Raw genomic sequence first — 24,132 nt, 5'->3', positions numbered from 1 at the left:
GCGACGGCGCCCGACCTGGCCCGGGCCTCGACGAACCGGGCCGCCGGATGCGTCGCCCACTGCACCTGCACGGCCTGGGGGCCGCGCGTCAGGCTCCCTTCGTCAAAGGACCGGACGCCGCCCGCGGGGGTGGCCGGCAGGAGTCCGGCCAGGGGGCTCTCGGCCGCGTCGGACACGCCCCCGGCGCCATAGACGAGCAGGAAGCCGCCGTCGCGCACGAACCGCTCCAGCAGGGACGCCGCCTGTGCGTCCGCCAGGCCGGGCGGCAGCCCCACAAGGATCAGCGCGCTGACGTCGGCCGTCTCCCGGTCCAGCACCTCGGCCAGCGCCTCGGCCTCCGCCGACACGCTCTCGGCCCGGAACGCCTCGGTGGCGTTCAGGAACGTCTCGAGGCTGCCGCCGGGCGTGATCGCCTCCACGCTGCCGCCGGCGCGCTCCTCCGCCACGACGCAGTGCAGGCGCACGCCGCCGCCGGCCATCGCCTCGGCCTCCAGGGCGCCCTGCACGAGCGAGTGCAGCGGATGGCTCTCCGGAACGGCATGCAGCGCCCGCTCGAAGACGCCGCCGGTCCAGACGGACATGAGGAACGCGATGGCCAGGATGATGCCGCTCATGGTGATCATCGAGCGCCAGATGCGGATCTTGATGCCCTTCCAGGCGATCTCGAACGCTTTGCTGAACGGCAGGACGATCTGCCGGCCGATCTTCTGTCCGCCGCCGTGCCCGGGCTGTGCCACAGATGACCTCCGCAAGCTAACCGAACGGTCGCCGCCTCAGGGAGCCGGCACGTCCTCGCCCTCGATGACCAGTGCGATGATCGATCGGCGGGCGAGCGTCCGCAGGAACGTCGTCATCCCCACTTCCGCCTCCCGCCGGTTGAGTTTATACCTTTTCGCAAACATATCAACCAAATCCCGCACCGTGCGGCGCCCGTCGCATAGTTCTATGACGAACGTCCCGAGTTCGTCAAGTGCAATCGGCTTGTACGGCGGCAGCCGGAACCAGCGCGTGACGCTCCGCACCAGGGAGTTGTCCGCACGGGGCACCTGGAGGATCACGTGCCCCTCCCGGTCGCGGTCCACCTTGACCAGACGGTTCAGCACCGGCCGGGCCGACAGGGACAGCGCACGGCTCAGCGGCCGACCGGCCGACCGCGGGCGCCCGAATGGCCTCATCTCGTCGCCTCCCCGCCGTCGCAGCACTCGAACGCCTCGACCGCCGGCTCGAACCACGCGAGGTCCCGCGCAAGCCCGTCGAACGCGCACAGGAACAGCCGGTTCGTCTCCTCGCAGTGCCAGCACGCGGCCCGCAGGACGCGCCCGCGCCCCACCGGCCGGCCCGGGTCCAGCAGGAGCCGGCGCCGGCCGTGCACCCGCAGGCCGGCGTGGCCGCGCACGGGGGCCTCCTCCACCACGAAACGGCGCCGCCGCAGCCGGCGTGCGTGCATGGTCCGGAACCAGTCGGCCAGGCTCTGCCGGGCCAGAAGCACGTCCGCCAGGCTGACGCGCGTGAACTCCAGTCGGCTCGGCCCCCGGGCGAAGCTCAGCCGGATGCGGCCGCTCTGCAGGCTGCTCTCGGCCAGGCGGAGCCGCTCGGGAGTCTGCAGCCGCACGTCGAAGATGCTCCACCGGCACACGCCCTCGTCGGGATGGTCGCGCAGCGAGGAGAAGACGCGCCGGGCCAGGCTCCGCAGGGAGTCGTCCCGCGCGCCGAGGATCTGGAGGTGCACGAGCCGGCGGCATTCGCGGCAGCGGCTGACCATGGCGAGCACCTGCCGCGGGCCGACGCAGCGATAGCACTCGACGTCCATGCCGGGCGGGTGGGCGAGGTTCAGGCCGCGCTGCACGTCGAAGGCCGTGCCGTTCCTGCGCGCCTTGCGGGCCTGCTTGGCCAGGAACAGGCCCGCCACGGCCGCCGGGGAGGCGACGCCGCGGTCGGTGCGCCAGTCGAGTTCCAGCCGCACGGATTCGCCGTCGGTGAGGCGGACGCGGCCGGTTTCGCGGGATCCCCGCGTGTAGGCGAGTTCCCAGTCGGGAGGGACATTCAGGGCGACGGCCTGCCAGCCGAAAGCCTTCAGGGCCTTCTCGCCGTCCGATGCACGGCTGACAGCCATTCCACTCAGCCCGTCAGTTCAAGAACGGCCTTGTCCTCGGTCTTGCTGATCTCGAACATCTTGTCGAATCGCATGATCTCGAAGATCTCGAAGATGCTGTCCTCGATCGCACAGAGGATCAGGCGCCCGCCGGAGGCCTTGGACTTCTTGAGCAGCCCGACCAGCTTGCCCATCACGGCGCTGCTCATGTAGGTGACGCCGGAGAAGTTGACGACGATCTTGCGCAGCTTGAACTGGTCGATGAGCGCGTCGAATTCCTCGCCGAGCTGCTGCACGTTCGACTGGTCGAGGATGCGGGAGGTGGCGAAGCCGACGATGGCAACGTCGTTCTGCTTCTTGACCCGCAGCAGGGCGTCCTTGCGCGTCTCCACTTCTTCGACAACCACCTGCTGCTCCCCGCTTCCGGACGAGGCCGCGCCGGGCTGCCGAAGACGGATGGTGGCGCCGCACTTGGGGCACTTGCCCTTCTTGCCGATGAACCGGCTCTCGGTGACCAGCTTATGCCCACAGTTGTCGCACTTGATGACGATCTCGTCTGGCATCTCTGCGCTTCTCCCACAGTTCGCGTGTGCGTGTGGCTGCTGACCGGCTATTGTAAGTACTTGCCGATGATGATGTCCAGTCTCTCCCGCGCGGCCGCAGGCGCCTGCCCGGGCGGCCTGGCGAACGCACTGCGGAGCGCGTCCCCGCATGCGCAGGACCGCTCCCGCCCGAGAGACGCGACCAGCGCACGCAGCGTCCTCTGTGCAGTGGCGACATTCGCCTGCATGTTCTGCAGAACGTCCTGCTGCGTGACAGCCTCCTCGGCCTCGTGCCAGCAGTCGAAATCGGTCACGAGAGCCAGCGTAGCGTAACACATCTCCGCCTCGCGGGCAAGCTTGGCCTCCGGCAGGTTCGTCATGCCGATCACGCTGGCACCCCAGGACCGATAGACCTGCGACTCCGCCCGCGTGGAAAACGCCGGCCCCTCCATGCACACGTAGGTGCCCCCCGGCCAGACCGTCGCTCCGCTGGCCGCCGCCGCGTGGCAGAGCGCGCCGTGCAGTTGAGGGCATACCGGGTCCCCGAATCCCACGTGCACCACCACCCCGTCGCCGAAGAACGTGTCCGCGCGGTGGCGCGTCCTGTCGAAGAACTGATCCGGCACAACAATGTGCAGCGGATGGATGTCCTCCTTGAGGCTGCCCACGGCCGAGACCGAGACGATGCGCTGCACGCCGAGCTTCTTGAACCCGAACAGGTTGGCCCGGTAGTTCAGCTCGTGCGGCAGCAGCCGGTGCGTGCGGCCGTGCCGGGCCAGGAAGACGACGAGACGGCCCTCGATCTTCCCAACAATGTAGTGATCGGACGGCGCGCCGAACGGGGTGGCCACCTCCACCTCCTCGATCGGCTCCAGACCCTCCATGCCGCACAGCCCCGAGCCTCCGATCACGCCGATCGCCTCATCCAGTCGCTCCATCGGTCACTCCCGCAGATGCCGTTCGTCCGAATCATCGGAGGCCGCAACGCCCCCACCACGCTGCCGCATTCTAATCGCTCAGGACCGGGAGTCAAGCCACAACTGCCCTCCGCACTGTGAGCCGAACAGGACTTGCGCGCCTGCCGAGACCCCGCTATAATGCTTTCGTATGCGGACCCCCCCCGGTACCAGGGGGAGCGAGAGGGCTCCGGCCGGGAGGTTTCAGGATCAAGTCTCTGGAGGTTGATCGTGGACAAGCGCGTGGGGATCGGGATTGTCGTTGTCATCGTCATCATTGTGGGTGCCATCCTGCTCTTCGGTGGCAAGGACGAGGGTGCTCCTGCCGGCGGGGCGGGGACGCCTGCGGCCGGCGTCGAGTCCGCAGAACCTCAGCTCACGCCGGAGCAGCAGGCCGCGAAGCAGGCGGAAGAGGAAGAACGCCGCCGCGCACTCGAGGCACAGGGCGAGCGCGTTGAATGATCTTCCCGACGTCGCGGACCTCCCGGGGGGGCTGCACAGCGCCCCCGGGGGTTCGCCGCCCCTCTGCACGCATGGGCCTGAGATGCCCTGGCGGCGCCGGAAGGTCCTGCCGGGTTGACAACGGCCAGGCGAATGACTATAGTCTTGGCAGCCCGTCCGGGGCACGGTTCATTGTGAGGGAGACGAGACAGATGATCACCCGCTGGGTCGGCGTAGTCCTCTGCTTGATAATGGTCGTCGGTTCGCTCGGCTGCACGCTGGAACGGAACCGATACCGCAACTACTCCATGAGGCGGGACATCGACAGCATGGTCGACGACGTCGACTGGACCCTCGGACTGGACGAGAAGAGTTCGCTCTACGAGAGCAGCTTCCCTCCGTATCGCTGAGTGCCGATGCGGCCTTGCGCCGCATGGTCTGGTCTGCGCAGGACGGACGGCGGCGCCCCCCTGGCCGGGGCGCCGCCGTGTTTCCCCCGAAGGCCAACCGACCGGACGCCTCCGTGCCGTTGACCCGTTGCGAGGAATCGTGCCGATGGACGTCATCCTTGTCCGCGACTACGAGGAGATGAGCGCCCGGGCGGCCGAGATCGTCATCGCCGCGCTCCGTCAGAAGCCCGACGCGGTCCTGGGCCTCGCCACCGGCAGCTCTCCCGAGGGGCTCTACGCCCGCCTGATCGACGCCCACACGAACGATGGGCTCGACTTCGCCCCCGTCGTCACGTTCAACCTGGACGAATACGTCGGCCTCGGGCCGGACCACCCGCAGAGCTATCGCGCCTTCATGAACGACCGGCTCTTCGACCACATCAACGTCAAGCCGCAGAACACCCACGTCCCCGACGGCCTGGCCCAACCCCTGCGGGCCCATTGCGCCGCATACGAGGAGGCGATCCGGCAGGCCGGCGGCATCGATCTGCAGGTCCTGGGCATCGGGCGCGACGGCCACATCGGCTTCAACGAGCCCGGCACCTCGCTGGGGTCCCGCACCCACGTAGCGGCCCTGGCCCCCGAGACGATCGAGGACAATGCCCGTTACTTCGCCGGCCCCGAGGAGGTCCCCCGCTTTGCCGTCACCATGGGCATCGCCTCGATCCTGGACGCCCGCAGGTGCATCCTGCTGGCCGGCGGCGCCGGAAAGGCCGAAGCCGTCGCCGCCGCCATCGAGGGCCCCCTCACGAGCCAGGTGCCGGCCTCGGCCCTCCAGATGCACCCGGACACCGTGGCCATCGTCGACGAAGCGGCTGCCGCCCGGCTCCGGCGCGCCGATTTCTACCGGTGGCAGGACCGCAACCGGTCCCAGATCCTCGACCGGCTCTGAGCGCCTGTCCGGGGGCCGCGAACGCCCTTCCCCGCCCCCGGCCCCCCTGGTATAATGCCGCAGCAGACCGTCGCACAGGCAACACGACGCCGGGGGGACGATGCGGATACGGGTGGAGCAGCGGACAGGGCAGCGCGCCGAGCGGGCCATGGCCCACGTCGCCGCCGTCTTCCCCGCCTACAACGAGGAGCGGCACCTCGCCCGGTGCGTGGAGGCGGCCCTGGCCTGCGGCCTGGGCCTCGTGGTCGTCGTCAACGACGGCTCCACCGACTCGACCGGCGCGATCCTCGACCGTCTGGCGTGTGATCCCCGTGTGCAGGCCGTCCACCACGAGGTCAACCTCGGCAAACAGGCGGGCGTCGTGCACGGACTGCAGGCGGCCGCGCGCCACACGCACTGGAACGCGGTGGCCGTGCTCGACGCCGACATGCAGAACGACCCCGCCCTCCTGCCCCGGCTCTGCGGCCTGATCGGGCCCTACGACCTCGTCGTCGGCCGCCGGCATCAGGACCACATGCCGGCCGTCCGGCGCGCGGCGAACCTGCTGGCCAGCGCCCCCTATGCCCTGCTGGCCGGCGTGCCGATCGGCGACGTGCAGAGCGGCTACCGCGTCTACTCGCGGGAGACGGCGGCGTACCTGGCGCGGCACCTGCCCGAGGCCGGACGCTACGCCTTCGAGCACTCGTCCATGCTCCTGTTCGCCCGGCTGGCCCGCGCCCGCAGACGCGACTTCCGAATCGCCGAGGTGCCCGTGCCCTGCTCCTACGAAGACGCCCCCAGCCGCATCCGGCTCTGCGACAAGCTCCAACTGACCTGGGCGACCGTCTACCACGCAGCGGCGATCGCCCGCCTGCGACGCTGAGGTGGCCGACGTCATGTTCCTTCGCGCGCTTCCACTGCGCCCGCACCGCCGGGCGGCGATGTCCGCGTGCGTCCGTGTGCATCCGCGTGCGTCCGTGTGCGCCCGCGTGCGCCCGTGTGCATCCGCGTGCGTCCGTGTCCGTCCGTGTGCGTCCGTGTCCGTCCGTGTGCATCCGCGCGCGTCCGTCTGCTCCGCGGGCCTCAGCCATGCAGGGAGGGCAGGCAGAAGATGAACACCGCGCGCACATTCCTCCACGCCCTGAAGGCCCTGGCCGTGCCGCTGGTGCTGTGCCTTCTGTTCCTCGTGCTGCGGCACATCGGTTTCGGCCGCATCCTGGAGGCGGCGGGTCGCATGGAGTGGACCGCCGTCGGCTCGGCCGCCGCCCTCTTCATGGCCATGTTCCTGCTCTGGTGCCTGCGCTGGCAGCAGTTGATGCCCCGGAGCGACCGCCGCAGCGTCGCGGCCCTTCTGCCCATCTACATGGCCGGCGTCTTCGGCAACGTCGTCACACCCGGGGCGCGCGTGGGCGGCGAACCGATCCGCGCCTACTACATGAGCCGCGCCTTCGGCGGGGAGAAGACCGCACACCTGGGCACCATTCTGGCCGACAAGATCAGCAACGGCGCCGTCTTCCTGCTCTTCCTGATGGCGACGGTCAACTTCGTGGTGCTGTTCGTCGGCATCGGGCTCTACTCGAAGCTCGCCATGGAGGTCGGCGTCCTCCTGGTCGTGGCCGCCGCTGTGACGCTGGTGATCCTGCGCCGGCAGGTCGTCAAGGGTGCGGTTCTGGCCCTGCGCCGGCTGCTGCCGCTGCTCTACCGCAGCCGCCCCATGGGCATCCTGCGCCTCCGGTTCGCCACGTGCGCGGAATTCGAGGAGTACCTAACGCGGAAGGTGCGGAACATCTCCGCACCCATCGCCCGAATGGCCGGCAGCACGACCGCCCTGCTCACGGCCTTCCTGCTCTCGGCAGTCGCGTGGCTGCTGTTCTGCCTGGCGCACTACATGCTGTTTCGCGGGCTCGGCGCGGATACCGGGTACCTGCGGGTGGTCGCCATCGTCACGATCTCGACGTTCATCGGCGACATCTCGGTCTCGCCGGGGGGCGCGGGCGTCATGGAGACGGCCATGATCGCGCTCTGCGCAGCCTTCGGCATCTCCCCGGGGGAAGCGGCCGCCGTGACACTCATCAGCCGCGTCCTGTTCTACACCTATGGAATCGGCCTGGGGGGGCTGTGCCTGGTCGGACTGTCCCTGCGCTACGGTCGCGCCGTGGAGGAAGCCGGGGAGGACGCTGAACCCAAGCCGCCCGCCCCCGATCCGGCCGGGGCCGCCTGACCGAGGCCCCTCACCCCCGGCCGGCGCGCCGCTCAGGCGTCGGCGGCCTGCAGCGCCGCACGCCGGACCTGCCGCAACGGCAGGTCGCGTTCGTCCGCGATTCGCCGGCAGTCCTCGTACTCCGGCTCACAGTGCACCCGGCGGCCGTCCACATACCCCTCCTTGACGCGCACCTCGCCCCACGGCGTGGTCACGGAGCGGACCTGGCGGCGCAGCTTCGCGCGGTGGTGCAGGGCGCACCGCACGCCCAGCGTCGCCGAATGCCTCAGCACCAGCGCCTGCATCTCCTGCAGCTTCTCGGGGGCGCACAGGACGGTCAGGACGACCCCGGGGCGGTTCTTCTTCATCTGCACGGGCACGGTGAAGACGTCGAGCGCGCCCGCAGCCAGCAGCCGCTCCGTGCAGTAGCCGACCTCCTCGCCCGTCATGTTGTCCAGGTTGGCCTCCAGCACCCAGACGATGTCCGCCGCGAAGCCGCCGCCCTCCGCCGCCGTCCCCACGGCGAGCCGCAGCACGTTGGGCAGTTCCTGCAGGTCGCGCCCGCCGGCGCCGCAGCCGATCCGTTCCACGGTCATGGCCGGCCAGCGCGGCGAGGGCTCGCCCAGGGCCTTCAGGATGGCGGCGCCGGTCGGCGTGGCCAGCTCGAAGTCCACAGGCCCGCCGGCGGTCGGAAGGCCCCTGAGCAGCTCGGCCGTGGCCGGCGCGGGCACGGGCAGCACGCCGTGGGCCGCCCGGACGGTACCTCCGCCCAGGCTGACGGTCGAGAACCTGATCGCCTCCAGCCCCAGCACGTGCAGCCCCACCGCGGTGCCCACGATGTCGCAGATCGCGTCCACGGCGCCCACCTCATGGAAGTGCACCTGCTCCGGGTCCGAGCCGTGCACGAACGCCTCCGCCTCGGCCAGCGCGCGGAACACCGCCGAGCTGTCGGCCACCACCCTGTCCGGCAGCGCGCCGCCCTCGATGATGGCCAGCACGTCGCTGAGGCCGCGGTGCGGGTGGTGGTGATGGTGGCCGTGGTCGCCGTGGTGGTCGTGCTCCAGCACCACGTCGACCTTGGTCGCCCGCATCCCCGCCCGGTGCACGGTGTGCGCCTCCAGCGAGTACCCGTGCAGGTGCAGCGTCCCGAGCGCCTCGGCGATGGCCTCCAGGGGCACGCCCGCATCCACGAGCGCACCCAGGCACATGTCCCCGCTGATGCCGCTGAAGCAGTCCAGATAGCCGATCTTCATCTCGGTCCCTTCGCACTCCCCGATGATGCCCGCCGCGGCCGGCGGTTCCGGCGATTAGACCACATCGCCGCCGCCGCCGCAATCGCGGAGACCCGGGGCCTCCGTATCCTTGAAAAACGGGCCGGGACAGGGCAGAATGTCGCTCTGAGACCCGTCCCGCGGCCGATCGCCGTGTGGGCGCGTGAACGCGCGATCCTCCATTGAGCTAAGGAGCACCGACATGGCGAAGATAGACTTCGGCGGCGTGGTCGAGGACGTGGTGACCCGCGACGAGTTCCCACTGGAGAAGGCCCGCGAGGTACTCAAGGACGAAGTGATCGCCGTCATCGGCTACGGCGTGCAGGGCCCCGCCCAGTCGCTGAACATGCGCGACAACGGATTCAACGTGATCATCGGCCAGTCGCCCGACTTCAAGGCGGACTGGGACCGGGCCGTCGCCGACGGCTGGGAGCCCGGCAAGACCCTCTTCCCCATCGAGGAGGCCGCCCGGAAGGCCACGATCGTCCAGTATCTCCTCAACGACGCCGCGCAGAAGATCGTCTGGCCCGCGCTGAAGGGCTGCCTCAAGGCCGGCGACGCCCTCTACTTCTCGCACGGCTTCTCGATCGTCTACGGCGAGCAGACCGGCGTCGTGCCGCCCGAGGACGTCGACGTGATCCTGGTCGCCCCGAAGGGATCCGGAACGTCCGTGCGCCGCAACTTCCTGGACGGCAGCGGCATCAACTCCAGCTACGCCGTCCATCAGGACGCCACCGGCCGCGCCGAGGAGCGCTGCCTGGCCGTCGGCATCGCCATCGGCTCCGGCTACCTGTTCCCCACCAGCTTCGAGCACGAGGTGTGGAGCGACCTGACGGGCGAACGCGGCATCCTGATGGGCGCCCTGGCCGGCGTCATGGAGGCGCAGTACAACGTCCTGCGCGCCCACGGCCACACGCCGAGCGAGGCATTCAACGAGACGGTCGAGGAACTCACCCAGAGCCTCATCCGCCTGGTGGCCGAGAACGGCATGGACTGGATGTACGCCAACTGCAGCGCCACCGCGCAGCGCGGCGCGCTCGACTGGAAGGACCGCTTCCGCGACGCCGTCGCCCCCGTCTTCAAGAAGCTCTACGAGAGCGTCAAGAACGGCACCGAGACGCGCATCGTCCTGGAGAGCAACAGCCGCCCCGACTACCAGCAGAAGCTGCGCGTCGAGCTGGACAAGATCAAGAACTCGGAGATGTGGCGCGCGGGCGCGGCCGTCCGCAGCCTCCGCCCGGAGAACTGGGGCAAGTAGCCGCGCTACCTGCCCGGCGGCGGCGTGCATGCAAGTGGAGGGCCGCGCTCCGTCGCGGCCGGGAGTCGGTGGAGGGCCGCGCTCCGTCGCGGCCGGGAGTCGGTGGAGGGCCGCGCTCCGTCGCGGCCGGGGATGGCGAGCGGCCGGTGATTGCAGGAGCGGGCACGACGGAGCGTGCCCCTCCAACGGCGTGAACCGTCCGTGCAAGTGGAGGGCCGCGCTCCGTCGCGGCCGGGGATGGCAGGCCGCCGGTGATTGCAGGAGCGGGCACGACGGAGCGTGCCCCTCCAACGGCGTGAACCGGCCGTGCAAGTGGAGGGCCGCGCTCCGTCGCGGCCGGGGATGGCGAGCGGCCGGTGATTGCAGGATCGGGCACGACGGAGCGTGCCCCTCCAACGGCGTGAACCGTCCGTGCAAATGGAGGGCCGCGCTCCGTCGCGGCCGGGGATGGCAGGCGGCCGGTCATTGCAGGAGCGGGCACGACGGAGCGTGCCCCTCCAGCCGACGCGTCGCCCCGCGTGGCCGTCACGGTGCGATGTCGTGGAACGTCAGGGTCCTTCCGGCGCGCAGGTCGTGTGCCTCTGCCCAGCCCGCCGGCATCTCCAGCACGGACCGCGCCGACCAGCAGGCCGAGACGCGACAGCACCGCATCGCGTGGACGATCTTCAGGACGCGGTTGTCCCGCCACAGGTAGACCACGTCGATCGGGAAGCGCATGAAGAAGGTGTGCACGGAGCTGCAGTGCGGGATCAGCAGGCCCTCGCCCGGCGGCAGGGCTCGGCGCCCCATCAGGCCGCGCAGGCGCTGCAGGCTCCCCAGGGCCACCTCGGCCCGGTCCAGCAGCACGCCGTCGGTATCGGCGATCGTCACCCGGCAGGTCTTCACGGACACCCCTTTCGGAGACCGAGGGCCCCCCAACCGTGGCCTCGGACCTCATTATAGGGGGGCGCCGACCCGGGATGCCAGCCGCGCGCCGGGCTTGGCACGGCTGCGCGCCGGGCTTGGCACGGCCGCGCGCCGGGCTTGGCACGGCGCGCGCCATGCCGTATAATCGAGGTATATTCCCCTCGCAAGACGGCCGAATCATGATCGACATCCTCCGCCATCCCGTGCCGCGGCGCGCGTGCCGTCCCGCCCGCCGGCGCCGGCGCAAGCCTCCGCCCCCCGGTGCCTGACCCTCCCGGCGTTCGTCGCGCACATCCCGCATCGTCCCGACCGGAGCAGGAACAAATGTCTGGGCATTCCCATTGGGCCGGAATCAAGCACAAGAAGGCGAAGGAAGACGCCCGGCGCGGCAAGACGTTCAGCCGCGTCGCCAAGCAGATCATGACCGCCGTGCGCCACGGCGGCAAGGACGCGGACATGAACCTGGACCTGAAGTACGCCATCGAGGCGGCCAAGGCCGTCAACATGCCGAAGGACAACATCGAGCGCGCCATCCTGAAGGGCGCCGGAGAACTCGAAGGGAGCCAGCTCGAGGCCGTGCGCTTCGAGGGCTACGGGCCGGGCGGCGCCGCCGTCATGGTGGACGCGCTGACCGACAACCGCAACCGCACCACGCCGAACATGCGGAAGATATTCGGGGACCACGCCGGTCAACTCGCGGCCGGCGGCAGCGTGTCGTGGTCGTTCGAGACCCGGGGCCTCATCCTGCTGGCCGCCGGCGGGCGGTCCGAAGAGGAGTTGTTCGAGATCGCCATTGAGGCCGGGGCGGACGACTTCCAACAGGCCGGGGACGACTATGAGGTGAGCTGCGACGCCCGCTCCCTGCACGCCGTCCGCGACGCCCTGCGGGAGGCCGGCCTGGAGGTGGAGTCGGCCGAGGTCACCATGGTCCCGCAGTCCTACGTCGACCTGAGCGTCGATGACGGCCGCAAGGTGCTCAAGATGATGGAGGACCTGGAGAACGACGAGGACGTGACGGCCGTCTACTCCAACTTCAACCTGCCGCCGGAGCTGATGGCCGAACTGGACGATGCGTAGCCCCGGGCGTCCTCGCCCGGGGGCCGCGAAAAAGCGCCCGCCGCAGGCACGAGGCATGCGGCGGGCGCCCTTGTCTTCGTCTTCGGCTTGCGGCCGTATCAGCGCTTGCTGAACTGCGGGGACCGCCGCGCGCCGCGCTTTCCGTACTTCTTGCGCTCGACCCTGCGGCTGTCGCGCGTCAGGAGGCCGCCCCCCTTCAGCACCTCGCGCAGGGACGCATCGCTGACCAGGAGCGCGCGGGCCACGCCGAGTTGCGCGGCTTCGGCCTGGCCGGTGAGTCCGCCGCCCCGGGCGCCGATCCACACGTCATAGCGCCCCTGGTTGTGCGTGACGCGCAGAGGCTCCCTGATGGCCAACTGATGCCCCTCGCGCGGGAAGTAATCCTCCACGTCACGTCCGTTCACGCGGATCACGCCGGTGCCGGGTCGGATGCGCACCCTGGCGACGGCGCTCTTGCGCCGGCCGGTTCCCCAGATGTAATCGTCAGCCATTCGTCCTGCTCACCTCGAGTTCTGGCGTTCCTTCGGGGCGCTGCCCCGTCACGCTCACAGCGGGAGTTCCTGGGGCTTGTGGTAGGTATGCGGATGGTCGGGCCCCGCATACACCTTCAGCTTCGTCAGCATGGCGTCGCCGAGCTTGCTCTTGGGGAGCATGCGGCGCACGGCCTCCTTGATGACGCGTTCGGGGTGCTTCCGGAGCACCTCGGCCACGGACACTTCCTTGAGCCCGCCGGGGTAGCCGGAATGATGGCGGTAGACCTTCTGATCCATCTTCCGCCCTGTCAGGCGCACCCGCTCGGCACTGGTCACCACCACGTAGGCGCCGGTATCCACGTTGGGCGTGTAATCCGGGCGGTCCTTGCCCATCAGCGCCACGGCCACGCGGGTGGCCAGGCGGCCCAACACCTGGTCGCTGGCATCGACGTGCAACCAGCGGCGGTTGTCCTTGTAGTCCTCTTTGTGCGCAAAGCGCGTCTTCATCGACGGAGTCCGGAAAAAGCGTCGGGATACAATTCCCCTTGCCCCGGGAGGGACGAACCACCTACTATAGGGCAAGCGTGCCCACTTGTCAAAGGGATTCACGCCACCATGCGCGGGAAGGACCCCAAACGAACCCGCGGCCGCACGGCCACCTGCCCGCACTGCCGGGAGGAGTTCATGACGTACACGGCTCTCCGCAGCGCCCAGTGCCCCTCCTGCGGCCGCCGGGTGCACCCCGCATCGCCGGGGGCCACGGCCCGCCGCGTCCTCCTGGCCCTGGCCGTCCTCGCCGCGCTGGCGGGGGCGGCGGCCTTCTTCTGGCTCAGGCGCTGACGGCGGCCCCGCTGTCCGTGCCCGTCGGTGCCCGTCCGTGTGCGTCCGTGTGCGTCCGTGTGCGGCCCAGGCTCCCGAATTGACAACGCCGGGGACAGCCCGTATCCTGTCGCCGTCCGTGCCCCCCTTGAGCAGGCGGTCGATGGCCAAGTCTCCCCACACGCCGGTCATGCAGCAGTATCTGGCCTTCAAGAGGAAGCACCAGGACGCCGTTCTGCTGTTCCGCATGGGCGATTTCTACGAGGTTTTCTTCGAGGACGCCCGGACCTGCGCGCGCGACCTGGGCCTGGCGCTCACCAGTCGCGACAAGGGGGCCGGCGCCGTGCCGATGGCCGGCTTCCCCCACCACGCCGCCGACGGCTACATCCGGCGCCTCATCCGCGCCGGGCACCGCGTGGCCGTCTGCGAGCAGGTGCAGGACCCCGCCGAGGCGCGCGGCCTGGTCGACCGCGACGTGACGCGCATCATCACTGCGGGCACGCTGACCGAAGAGCACATCCTGGACAGCCGCTCGAACAACTACCTGGCCGCCGTGGCGCTCTCGGACGCCGAGGCGGGCGTCGCCTGGGTCGACCTCTCGACCGGCCGGTTCGAGGTCGAGGAGGTACCCGTCGGCCGCCTGGCCGACAGCCTGGCGCGTGTCCGACCGGCCGAATGCCTCCTCTCGGAGGCATCGAGGGACGAGGACTCCGGCGGGCACCCCGCCCTGCCCTGCCTGCCCGAGGGCTGCCTGGTGACGCGCCTGGCGCCCTGGCAGTTCGGCCGCGAGGAGGGCCGCCGCCGCCTGAACGAGCACTTCGGCACGGCGACGCTGCAGGGGTTCGGGTGCGACGACCTCGGGCCCGGGCTGGGCGCCGCCGGCGCGGTCCTCGTCTACCTGCAGGAGACCCAGCGCGCCGCCGTGGGGCAGGTCCGCAGGATCGAACGGTTCCTCCCCGACCGCTACCTCGTGCTGGACGCCACCACCCAGCGCGCGCTGGAGCTGGTCGAGCCGATGCGCGGCGGCGGCCGCGACGGCAGCCTGCTGGGCGTGCTGGACCGCACCCGCACGCCGATGGGGAGCCGCCTGATGCGCCGGCGCATCCTGACGCCGCTGCGCGACCCCGCCCTGATCGAGCGCCGCCTGGAGGCCGTGCAAGAGCTGTTCGCCGCCGGCCCCCTGCGTGCGCAACTGGCCGGGACGCTGGAGGGCATCTACGACATCGAACGCCTGACCGCCAGGGTCTGCTGCGGCCGCGCCAACGCGCGCGACCTGGTGGGCCTGCGCCGCTCGCTGATGCGGATCCCACAGGTGGCGACGCTGCTGGCGCCCTGCACGGCGGACCTGCTGGCGGAGTTGCGCGGGGCCATGGACCCCGTGCCGGAGGCCGAGAGCCTGATCGCAGCCGCCATCCGCCCCGATCCGCCGACGACGCTGACCGACGGCGACCTGATCCAGGACGGCTACCACCCCGAACTGGACGACCTGCGGGCGACCGCCCGCCAGGGCCGCGACTGGATCGCGCGGTTCGAGGCCGACGAGACGCAGCGCACCGGCATCCCGTCGCTCAAGGTGGGCTTCAACAAGGTCTTCGGCTACTACATCGAGGTCACGAACGCACACAAGGAGAAGGTGCCGGCCGACTACGTGCGCAAGCAGACGCTGAAGAACGCCGAACGCTACATCACGCCGGAACTCAAGGAACGCGAATCGGCCGTTCTGACGGCCGGGGAGCGCGCCCGGCAGCTCGAATACGACCTGTTCCAGGACGTGCGCCGCCAGGTGGCCGAGCACACGGCGCGGCTCCAGGCCACGGCCGAGGCCCTGGCGGCGCTCGACGTGGCGCTCTCCCTGGCCGCCGTCGCGGCCGAGGCCGGCTACGTGCGCCCGCGGATCGACGAGGGGCTCGCGCTGCGCGTCCGGGACGGACGCCATCCGGTGCTGGAGCAGATGCTGGACGAGGAGTTCGTGCCGAACGACCTGGAGTTCGACCCCGAACGCGCCCGCCTGCTCGTGATCACCGGCCCGAACATGGCCGGCAAGAGCGTCTACATCCGCCAGGCGGCCCTGATCGTGCTGATGGCCCAGATGGGATCGTTCGTGCCCGCCGGCCAGGCCGAGGTGGGCCTGGTCGACCGCGTCTTCACCCGCGTGGGCGCCACCGACGAACAGCGCCGCGGCCAGAGCACCTTCATGGTCGAGATGGTCGAGGTCGCCAACATCCTCAACAACGCCACCGAGCGCAGCCTCATCATCCTGGACGAGGTGGGCCGCGGCACCAGCACCTTCGACGGCGTCAGCATCGCCTGGGCCGCCGCGGAGTACATCCACAACCACCTGGGCGCGCGCACGCTGTTCGCCACCCATTACCATGAGCTGGCCCAACTGGCCGACACGCTGGAGCGCGTTCGCAACCTGAACGTGGCCGTGCGGGAATGGAAGACGGACGTCGTCTTCCTGCACCGCGTGGTGCCCGGCGCCACGGACCGCAGCTACGGCATCCACGTGGCCCGGCTGGCGGGCGTCCCGCCCGAGGTGCAGGACCGGGCGCGGGAGATACTGGCCCACCTGGAGGAGAACGCGGTCGGACCGAACGATCAGCCCCGGTTCGCCCCGCAGCCGCGCCGGCCAGGACCCCGACCGCGCCCGGTCCAGATGCCCCTGTTCCGGCCCCTGGACGACCGCATCCGGCAGGATCTGTTGGCGCTGGAGCCCGAGGCGATGACGCCCCTGGAGGCCCTGACGCACCTGACGGAGATCGTGCGCCGCCTGCGCGAGCAGGAGCGGCCCTGACGGCGCCGCCCCCGTGCGCGGCGCAGGGCCGGACGATACGCGGGACGCCCGGGCGGCTTCAGGCCACGCGCCGGGCGGCGGCCGCAGCGGCCGCCCCGAGGGGCAGCGTGAAGGCGAACGTGCTGCCGTCCCCGGGCCGACTGTCGACCCAGATGCGGCCTCCGGACGCCTCGACGATCTCGCGGCAGATCGCCAGCCCGATCCCGGCACCCGCCGGCCGCTCGCCCGACTCGGCGGCGACCTGCGCGAACAGGTCGAAGATGCGCGCCTGCTCGCCGGGCGCGATGCCCACGCCCGTGTCGCTCACCCTCACCACGGCGTCCAGCGGCTCGTCGCTGCCGCCCAGCACGTCCAGGGCAACGCGGATGCGCCCCCCGCCGGGGGTGAACTTGAGGGCGTTGGCCAGCAGGTTGTTCAGCACGCGGCCGACGGCCTGCCCGTCGGCGTGCGCCGGGACGGCGCCGGAGACGGTCGTCTCCAGCACGATGCCGCGCTCCTCGGCCTCCGGGGCGAACGACTCGCAGCATCGGGCCACCACTCCGGCCAGGTCCAGCGTGTGCGGCGCCAGGGCCAGGTCGCCCGCCGCGATGCGGGCCAGGTCCACCATGTCGGCCAGCAGCCCGCAGACCTGCCCGCTCTCATGGCGGATCACGCGGCCGAACTCCCGCCGTTCCTGCCCGGCCAGGTCCTCACAGTGCTCCAGGATCTCGCCGATGGAGCGGATGTTCGCCAGCGGTCCGCGCAGGTCGCGCCCGGCCGACGAGACCAGCCAGTCCCTCATGGCGCCGAGGCGCCCCAGTTCGTCGTCCATCGCGGCCAGTTCGTCGGCGCGGCCCGCCGCCTCCCGGAGCAGCCGGGCCTTCTCCAGTGCCACCGTGAGCTGGTTGACGCTCAGGTCCAGGCGGCTGACGAACTCCACCGTGAGGGTACGGCGGCTGAACAGCCCCAGCACGCCGAGCAGCCGGCCGTCCAGTTCCAGCCGCATGCCGGCGAACGACTCCATGCGCGCGGCCTCCAGCCAGGGCCAGCCCCAGGCGCGCGCCCGCAGGGCCAGGTGATGGCCCATCGTCACGCCGGGCGCCTCGAAGCATCGGCTCGTCAGGGGGTTGTCCGGACGCAGGACGCACAGCGGCTCCGGCATGCCGAAGTCCGGGCCGCAACGGGCGGCCAGTGCGAACCCCTCGCCGGCCGATGCCCCGCCGCCGCCGTCCGGCAGAAGGCCGGGTTCCAGCCAGACCCAGGCCCCGTCCACGCCGGGCAGGCTCGTGCACAGCCGGTGGGCGAAGGTCTGCGCAATCTCGTCGGCCCCGGTCTTCTGGTTGATCTCGCTGCTGATGGTGTGGAACGCCTTCCACTGGTCCAGCAGGGCCGCCCAGTCGCCGTTGGACCGCTCCAGCGCGTAGGTGCGCGACCGGACCATGGCCTGCAGGCGCGCGGCGCGGGTCACCACCTCCCAGGTGAGCGCCGTCACCAGCACCGCCCAGGTCAGGCCGAAGGCGATCAGGATCAGGTTCACGTCTCGGAACCGCCACATCAGGCAGGCCAGGCCGAGGCTGATCGCAAAGATCGACCCGACGTAGAAGAACCGGGTCTGGAGAGGATGGATGGATTCGTCCCTCATGGATCACTCCTCCTGCTTGCCGCCGAACTGCACGACCAGCGCCGTCATGTCGTCCGAGCCCGGCGACGGCTCGCAGTGCCGGGCCGCCGTCCCGACGATGTGTGCGGCCACGTCCCCGGACGGCCGGCCCAGGCTCTCCAGGGCGGCGCGCGCCACGCCCTCCGGCCCGAAACTCCGCCCTTCGGCGTCCTGGGCCTCGGCCAGCCCATCGGTGTACAGCACGATCGCGTCGCCGGGGGTCAGCCGGACGGCCCGCTCCTCGAACTGCCCATCCTCGCAGAGGCCCAGCAGCGTGCCCGCGGTGTCGAGGTTCTCGGCCCGGCCCGACTGCAGCCGCAGGGGCTTCGGATGACCCGCGCGGCCGAAGGTCATCACGGCCGACGCCCGGTCGATCTCGGCGTAGAAGGCGCTGACGAGCAGCTCGGCGTTGGCCAGGTCGTCGAAGAGCGCCCGGTTCACCTGCTCCAGCAGGCCGGCCACGGACCGCCTGTGGGCCGACTCGCTGCGCATGACGCTCCGCACCGCGGCGGCCATCAGCGCGGCGCCCAGGTCGTGTCCGGACACGTCGGCGATGACCAGGCAGAGGTGGTCGCCCCGGACCCAGTAGTCGAACAGGTCGCCGCCCACGTGCCGCGCGGGCCGGCAGTGGCCGCCGACTTTGACGGCGCCGAACCGAAGGGGGGCCTCCGGCAGCAGGCTCAACTGGATGCCGGCGGCGAGTTGCAGCTCGTGCTCCAGCTCGCGGCGGCGCTGCTCGGCATCGATCAGGCGGCAGTTGTGGATCTGCATGGCGGCGGAGGCCGCCACGGCCCTGACCAGCTTCAGGTCGCTGGCCGTGAACCGGTCGCTCAGGCGCTTCCGGGTCAGGTTGAACACGCCCAGGATGTGCTCCTGTTCGTCCTCCTGCGGGGTGATCTTCAGCGGCACGCTCAGGAAGCTCTTGGCGTCGCGCAGGTTGCCGACCTGCAGGGAGTCCGCCGGCAGGGGATCGCCGTCCCGAACGAAAAGGCTCGTGCCGCTCTGGAAGACCTTGCCGCTGATCCCCTGGCCCGGCTGAACCGCCAGGTCCTCGGGTATGTCCTCCGGCAGGCCCACCCCGGCGCGGATCTTCAGCACCCCGGTGGCCCTGTCCTCCAGCATCAGCGAGGCACGCTCGCAGTCCAGCAGATAGGCCGCCTCCTTGACCACGTACTGGCAGATCTCGTCCTCGTCCGTCAGCCCGCCCACGCGCAAGTTCATCTCGTAGAGGAAGTTGAGTTCCTCGCTGTGATCGGCCACCTCGGCGGCCAGGGCCGAGACGTCCCGCTCGGCCGTCAACAGCCGGCTGGTCACCTCGGCGGCCGCCTCGACGACCGCCTCGGCGGCCGCCGCGGCGGCCGGGCCGTCCGCCCGGGCCGCCACGACCCAGCCGGTGCGGGTGCTGCCGAGCCGCACGGGGGCCAGCGCCCTGTCCGGGCTGCGGGCCTCTCGTTCGCGTTCGAAGGCCAGTCTCACCCCTGCCAGGGCCGAGAGGCGGGCAAGCAGGTCCCGGTAGTCCTCCGGGCGGAAGACCTCCGGGCCGGCCCCTCGCGACTCGCCGCTGTCCCACAGAAGCTTGACCATGGTCCCATCGCTCCCCAAACGACGCCGGTCCCGGGCGGGGCCCGACACCGGTACCGGGGACGCCGCCACTCTACCACAAGGCCGAGGGCGCCCTCAATCCGCCGGCCGGGCGCCCCCCGCCACCCGTCTCAGACGGCTCCGGAGGGCCTCCAAAGCCCCTCTGAGCGCCCCCGGGCATCCCGCCGGCCCCCGGTTTTCGCCCGGCCAAAATCGGCGGCCCAATCTCCCCGCCGACCGGCTGGCGCCGCCGCGCGCCCGGTGGTAGAATGCGGCCCGGATGCTGGCCCGTCCCGATTCCCCAGGGGGAGATGCTCCGGCATGAAGACTGCGCCGATCGTCCTCGCACTCCTGCTCGCGTCGGCCGTCGCCGCCGGTGCGGCAGCACAGGCTCCGCAAGCCCCGGACGCACCGGGAGCGGGCGGCCCCCGCCTTCGATTCACCGGGCCGCACCTCTTCCCGTGCGGACACGGCATCGGGGCGCTCGCCGCGCACGACATGAACGGCGACGGCCGCACGGACCTGGTCCTGGTCAACGACCGCGCCGGCAAGGTGCACATCCTGCGCCAGTGGGAGCCGGGGGAGACGCCGGAGGCCTTCGAGCCGGACGGCTTGAACGATCTGGCGCCCGAAAGGCTCCTGTTCGAGGACGAGATCCGGCTCAACGAGAGCATCGTCGGCTGCGAGGTCGGGGCCTTCGCCGGCGCCCCGGCCGCCATCGTCTACCTGACGGCCGACATGGAGGTGCTCGTGACCCGCCCCGACGACGAGGGCCGCTGGGAGACCGTACAGAGCTTCCTTCCGGACCTGCCGTCCAAGTTCGCCGGCGGCTTCGAGCAGGCCGACCTGGACGGCAACGGGCGGGCCGACCTGGTCCTGCTGGCCCAGGACGACCTCCTGGTGTTCTTCCAGGACGACGAGGGCCGCCTGGCCGAGCCGCAGCACTATCCGGTGGCCATCGAACGGTCGTTCGGACTGGTCCTGGGCGACGTCGACCGCGACGGCCGGCCGGACATGGTCTTCCGATCCCCGGGCACGCGCTACCCGCTGCGCGTTCGTCCCACGCTGCCGGACGGCACGCCGGGGCCCGAATACCGCTTCCGCATGCCGCCGCCGCGCCACGTGGCCGTCGGCGACTGCACCGGCGACGGCGCCCCCGAGATCGTCGTCGTCGAGTCCACGACGAACCGCATCAAGGTGCTCCGGTGGTCGGTGGAGCACGACGACGCCGGGCCGGCCGGCACGCCGGCGGGCGACCTGCACCTGATCGCCTTCCCACGCGACGAGAAGAGCCGCAACCGTACGTCCGTCGTGGCCGACGTGAACGGCGACGGCCTGCCCGACGTGATCGTCAGCAACCCCAGCACCGCGCGCCTGAGCCTCGTGCTCAGCCGCGCGGGCGGCGGCATGGCCCCGCCGGAAAGCTTCCCGGCCCTCGAGGAGCCCTCGGCGCTCGCCGCGTTCCAGCCACGCAACGGACCGGCCGAGATCCTCGTGGGCAGCCGCAAGGAGGGGATACTGGGCGTCTCCCGCTACGACGCCGAGTCGGGCCGGCTGACCTATCCGACCCCGATCCCCGTCAACGGCGAGCCGCACGGCATCGCCGTGGGCGCCGGGCCGGCCGCCGCGGGCCCGTTCGTCTACTGCGCCGTGCGCGGCACCCCGCCCGAAGGCGCCGACCGGGGCCCCGTGGAGATCGTCACCCTCGAGCGCACGCCCGACCGCTACGAGGTCAAGCGCCGCCAGCCCGTCGAGACGTTCAAGGAGCCCCCGGCGGCCCTGGTGGCCGTCGACGCGGACGGCGACGGCGCCGCCGACCTGCTGGCCTTCCCCCAGTACGCCCCCCCCGCCCTGCTCATGCAGGGGCCCGACGGCCTGTTCACGGACGTCAGCGAGCAGCCGGGCTTCTACCGGCACATGCTCCGCGACCTGAAGCCCGCCGCCGTCGCCTCCGGCCCCCAGGCGCCCGCCCTGTTCCTGGGCAAGGGCAACCTGGTGCGCGCCGTCCGCTACGACGGCACGAACCTGCACGTGGACGACCAGTACAGCCACGCCAACCCCCGCGCGTCCTACGCGGCCCTGGCCGCCGCCGACCTGGACGGCGACGGGCAGGCCGAACTCCTCGCGTGCGATTCCGCGTCGAGCCGCCTGTCGATCCTCCGGCGCGGCGCGAACGACCTCTACGAGGTCGCCCGCGACGTCGACATCGGGCCGTTCGAACTGCTCGGGCTGACGACCGCCGACACCGACGGAGACGGCACCGCCGAGGTCCTCCTGGTGGGCCAGGAGAAGGTGGGCGTGCTGTTCCTGGAGCAGGGCGCACCCGAGCTGAAGGAAGTGGCCGCCTACGAGACCGACCAGAAGGACACCACCTACGCCGAGGCGCTGATCGCCGACCTGACGGGCGACAGCCGCAACGAACTGCTGCTCCGAGAGGTGCAGAAGCACCAGATCGAGGTGATCGCCCAGGCGCCGGACGGCGACTGGAAGCGCGCCCTGCGCTTCCGCGTCTACGAGGGCCCCATCTACGAACGGACGGACACGCCCCCGGTGGAGCCCCGCGAGATCGTCGCCGCCGACGTCACCGGCGACGCCCTCACCGACATCGCCATCGTGGTCCACGACCGCGTCATCGTCTACCCGCAGCAGCCCCCGGAGGACTGAGCCGACTCCCCCTGCCCCTCGGTCGTCTGGATCCAGTACAGGTTGGCCAGGTTGTGCGAGAAGAGCGTGCAGACCCGGCGGCAGAGCGCCTTCCGGTTGGCCCGCACGGCCCGGTCCTCGACGTTGATGAACACCTGGTCGAAGAACTCGTGCACGAGCCGGGCGAACGCCGCGCAGCCCGCCTCGGCCCCGCCGACGTAGTCGCCCGCCGCGAAGCGCTCCCGGATGCCGCCCGCGTGCTCGGCCAGCGCGGCGGCCAGTTGCCTCTCCAGGGGCTCGCTCAGCAGGTCTTCGCGCAGCTCCGCCCCGTCGCCGTCGTCGGACGTGATGCGGTGGGTGCGGTCGACCAGCTCCACCAGCTCGGGCCACCAGGGGCGCGTCGCACACTCCACAAGCGCCTCCAGGCGCCTCCAGAAGTCGTCGACCCGCCGCCAGCCGCTCGCCCGGACGGCCGCAACGAAGTCGTGCCGGAACCCGCGGTCGCGCGCGAGTTGCTCCAATCGTTCCAGCACGAACGCGACCAGCGCCGCCCGCGCCTCCTCGGACGTCTCGACGCCGTGCTCCCTGTACGTCTCCACCGCCATCCGGAGGAGCGCCTCGTACGGGACGGCCACGTCCCGCTCCAGGATGCGCAGGATGCCCAGCGCACCGCGGCGCAGGCCATACGGGTCCTGCGAGCCGCTGGGCAGCAGGCCGATGGCGAAGCACCCGACGATGACGTCCAGCTTGTCGGCCAACGCCAGGACGCGTCCGGCGGGCGTCTCCGGCAGCGCATCGTCGGGGCCGGCGGGCCGGTAGTGCTCGGCGACGGCCCGCGCGACCGGCTCCGGCTCGCCCTGCACGCGCGCGATCTCCCCCCCCACCACGCCCTGCAGGGCCGGGAACTCCCCGACAAGGCCCGTCAGCAGGTCGGCCTTGCACAGCCGGGCCGCGCGCTGCACGTGCTCGACCGGCGCCCCGCCGCCCGGGTGCTGCGCGATGCGCACCGAGAGCCCGGCCAGCCGCTCCGTACGCTGGAGGTTCGTGCCGAGCCCGCCCAGGAACACCACGCCCTCCAGCCGGGGAACCAGTTCGTCCAGCGGCCGGCCGCGGTCGTGCTCCCAGAAGAAGCGCGCATCGTCCAGCCGGGCGCGCAGCACGCGCTCGTTGCCGGCCCGCACGAGGTCGTCGTGCTCCTCCGTGCGGTCGGAGACGGCGACGAAGCGCGGCCGCAGCCGCCCGTCCGCACCCCACACGGGGAAGTCGTACTGGTGCCCCTTCATGGCCGCCACCAGCACGGGCGCGGGCACGGCCAGGAAGGCATCGTCGAAGGAGCCCTCGACCGCGTGCGGCCATTCGACCATGCCCGTCACATCGTCCAGCAGGGCCTCGTCACGCAGTTCCGAGCCATGCGCACCCAGGATGGCCGAGATCCTGCCCTTCAGGATGTCCCGCCGCTCCCGGTCGTCCACAATCACGTACGCCCGTCGGAGCGCGGCGCGGTAGTCCTCGTACGAGGCGTCACGCAGCTCGATCTCCCCCGGAGCCAGGAACCGGTGCCCGCGCGTGCGGCGGTCCGCATGGACCCCGGCGATCTCCAGCGGCAGCACCTCGTGCCGCAGCAGCGCCACCAGCCAGCGGATGGGCCGGGCGAAGGTGGCCCCGCCCGACTCCCACCGCATCGACTTGGGGAAGCGCAGCCCGGCCGTCGCCTGCGCCAGGAGCCCCGGCACGACCTCGCCCGCCGGGCGGCCCGGCTCCTCCACGACGGCGGCCACGTAGGGCCCCTTGCGGCTCTGTTCGATCTGCAGGGACTCGACGGGCACGCCCTTGCTGCGCGCGAAGCCGTGCGCGGCGGGCGTCGGGCGCCCGTCGCGGTCGAACGCCGCCGAGGCGGGCGGGCCGACGACCTTCGTGCGCCGGGCCGCCTGCGCCTCCGGCAGGCCGCCGGCCGCCAGCGTCAGCCGCCGGGGCGTGCAGGCGCCGCGCACGCTCCGGGCCTCCAGCCCGTTGGCGGCCAGCAGGGCGGCGAACTCGTCCACCAGCCGCCGCAGCGCGGGCTGCAGGTAGCCGGCCGGTATCTCCTCGGTTCCGATCTCGTAGAGCAGGTCAGACATGGG

The 24,132-nt window shown here is 71.4% G+C and carries 21 protein-coding genes; 10 read left to right on the top strand and 11 right to left on the bottom strand.

Translation table 11 applies throughout. From position 1 onward, the window contains the following. Positions 1–773: 773 nt before the first annotated feature. From GXY85_04375 to mtnP, 4 genes are read right to left on the bottom strand one after another with little or no spacing between them, the layout of a single operon-like run. Positions 774–1,175 (bottom strand): PqqD family protein, encoded by a 402-nt coding sequence (locus GXY85_04375; protein ID NLW50066.1) that lies wholly within the window; start codon positions 1,173–1,175, stop codon positions 774–776. Beyond that, positions 1,172–2,113 (bottom strand): hypothetical protein, encoded by a 942-nt coding sequence (locus tag GXY85_04370; protein ID NLW50065.1) that lies wholly within the window; start codon positions 2,111–2,113, stop codon positions 1,172–1,174. Before GXY85_04370 ends, GXY85_04375 begins: the two co-directional genes overlap by 4 nt. A 5-nt stretch (positions 2,114–2,118) precedes the next feature. Beyond that, entirely contained in the window at positions 2,119–2,655 is a 537-nt protein-coding gene (locus GXY85_04365) for an anti-sigma factor antagonist (protein NLW50064.1), read from the bottom strand. 47 nt (positions 2,656–2,702) lie between these two features. Next, complete coding sequence (gene mtnP / locus GXY85_04360; GenBank protein ID NLW50063.1) at positions 2,703–3,572, bottom strand: S-methyl-5'-thioadenosine phosphorylase; 870 nt, start codon at positions 3,570–3,572, stop codon at positions 2,703–2,705. A gap of 249 nt (positions 3,573–3,821) precedes the next feature. Here mtnP and GXY85_04355 point away from each other — a divergent pair, with 249 nt between their 5' ends. The 5 genes from GXY85_04355 (at position 3,822) to GXY85_04335 (ending at position 7,572) form a co-directional block, all read left to right on the top strand. After that, positions 3,822–4,052 carry a hypothetical protein gene (locus GXY85_04355; protein ID NLW50062.1) on the top strand — a complete coding sequence of 77 codons (231 nt, stop codon included), beginning with the start codon at positions 3,822–3,824 and terminating at the stop codon, positions 4,050–4,052. Between the two features lie 191 nt (positions 4,053–4,243). Then, positions 4,244–4,441: a hypothetical protein gene (locus tag GXY85_04350; protein ID NLW50061.1), complete on the top strand. Its 198-nt coding sequence runs from the start codon at positions 4,244–4,246 to the stop codon at positions 4,439–4,441. A gap of 145 nt (positions 4,442–4,586) precedes the next feature. Next, on the top strand, positions 4,587–5,372 hold the full coding sequence (nagB, locus tag GXY85_04345) for a glucosamine-6-phosphate deaminase (GenBank protein ID NLW50060.1): 786 nt from the start codon (positions 4,587–4,589) through the stop codon (positions 5,370–5,372). Between the two features lie 100 nt (positions 5,373–5,472). Continuing rightward, positions 5,473–6,234: a glycosyltransferase family 2 protein gene (locus GXY85_04340; protein NLW50059.1), complete on the top strand. Its 762-nt coding sequence runs from the start codon at positions 5,473–5,475 to the stop codon at positions 6,232–6,234. Between the two features lie 228 nt (positions 6,235–6,462). Continuing rightward, positions 6,463–7,572, top strand: coding sequence for a flippase-like domain-containing protein (locus GXY85_04335; GenBank protein ID NLW50058.1), 1,110 nt, complete (start codon positions 6,463–6,465; stop codon positions 7,570–7,572). Positions 7,573–7,604: 32 nt separating this feature from the next. On the opposite strand, the gene larC is transcribed toward GXY85_04335, so the two are convergent. Then, positions 7,605–8,804, bottom strand: a complete 1,200-nt coding sequence (larC, locus tag GXY85_04330) for a nickel pincer cofactor biosynthesis protein LarC (protein ID NLW50057.1) — start codon at positions 8,802–8,804, stop codon at positions 7,605–7,607. Between the two features lie 220 nt (positions 8,805–9,024). On the opposite strand from larC, the gene ilvC reads away from it, so the two are divergent. Further along, positions 9,025–10,080, top strand: coding sequence for a ketol-acid reductoisomerase (gene ilvC / locus GXY85_04325; protein ID NLW50056.1), 1,056 nt, complete (start codon positions 9,025–9,027; stop codon positions 10,078–10,080). Between the two features lie 525 nt (positions 10,081–10,605). Here the strand turns inward: ilvC and GXY85_04320 are convergent. Continuing rightward, the gene (locus tag GXY85_04320; GenBank protein NLW50055.1) at positions 10,606–10,869 is read right to left on the bottom strand and encodes a DUF192 domain-containing protein; all 264 of its coding nucleotides are present in this window, start codon (positions 10,867–10,869) and stop codon (positions 10,606–10,608) included. Positions 10,870–11,310: 441 nt separating this feature from the next. On the opposite strand from GXY85_04320, the gene GXY85_04315 reads away from it, so the two are divergent. Then, complete coding sequence (locus GXY85_04315; protein ID NLW50054.1) at positions 11,311–12,063, top strand: YebC/PmpR family DNA-binding transcriptional regulator; 753 nt, start codon at positions 11,311–11,313, stop codon at positions 12,061–12,063. A 98-nt stretch (positions 12,064–12,161) separates the two neighbouring features. Here GXY85_04315 and rpsI read toward each other — a convergent pair whose 3' ends face one another. Both rpsI and rplM read right to left on the bottom strand, forming a co-directional pair. Then, positions 12,162–12,554 (bottom strand): 30S ribosomal protein S9, encoded by a 393-nt coding sequence (gene rpsI / locus GXY85_04310; protein ID NLW50053.1) that lies wholly within the window; start codon positions 12,552–12,554, stop codon positions 12,162–12,164. Positions 12,555–12,608: 54 nt separating this feature from the next. Beyond that, positions 12,609–13,043, bottom strand: coding sequence for a 50S ribosomal protein L13 (gene rplM, locus GXY85_04305; GenBank protein NLW50052.1), 435 nt, complete (start codon positions 13,041–13,043; stop codon positions 12,609–12,611). 177 nt (positions 13,044–13,220) lie between these two features. Between rplM and GXY85_04300 the strand changes: the two genes are divergently transcribed. Beyond that, entirely contained in the window at positions 13,221–13,376 is a 156-nt protein-coding gene (locus GXY85_04300; GenBank protein ID NLW50051.1) for a hypothetical protein, read from the top strand. 142 nt (positions 13,377–13,518) lie between these two features. Next, positions 13,519–16,149, top strand: a complete 2,631-nt coding sequence (gene mutS, locus GXY85_04295; GenBank protein ID NLW50050.1) for a DNA mismatch repair protein MutS — start codon at positions 13,519–13,521, stop codon at positions 16,147–16,149. Positions 16,150–16,207: 58 nt separating this feature from the next. Here mutS and GXY85_04290 read toward each other — a convergent pair whose 3' ends face one another. After that, entirely contained in the window at positions 16,208–17,770 is a 1,563-nt protein-coding gene (locus tag GXY85_04290; protein NLW50049.1) for a HAMP domain-containing histidine kinase, read from the bottom strand. Between the two features lie 3 nt (positions 17,771–17,773). Continuing rightward, complete coding sequence (locus tag GXY85_04285; protein ID NLW50048.1) at positions 17,774–19,372, bottom strand: SpoIIE family protein phosphatase; 1,599 nt, start codon at positions 19,370–19,372, stop codon at positions 17,774–17,776. A gap of 318 nt (positions 19,373–19,690) precedes the next feature. On the opposite strand from GXY85_04285, the gene GXY85_04280 reads away from it, so the two are divergent. Then, positions 19,691–22,033, top strand: coding sequence for a VCBS repeat-containing protein (locus GXY85_04280; GenBank protein ID NLW50047.1), 2,343 nt, complete (start codon positions 19,691–19,693; stop codon positions 22,031–22,033). On the opposite strand, the gene GXY85_04275 is transcribed toward GXY85_04280, so the two are convergent. Continuing rightward, positions 22,006–24,129, bottom strand: a complete 2,124-nt coding sequence (locus tag GXY85_04275) for a glycine--tRNA ligase subunit beta (protein NLW50046.1) — start codon at positions 24,127–24,129, stop codon at positions 22,006–22,008. The two genes, GXY85_04280 and GXY85_04275, sit on opposite strands and share 28 nt — an antisense overlap. Positions 24,130–24,132: the final 3 nt, after the last annotated feature.

This window comes from Candidatus Brocadiaceae bacterium, from assembly GCA_012728835.1.
Classification (GTDB): Bacteria; Planctomycetota; Brocadiia; order SM23-32; family SM23-32; genus JAAYEJ01.
Note: the sequence above shows the minus strand (reverse complement) of the source record. Positions and strands in the feature narration are given on the sequence as shown.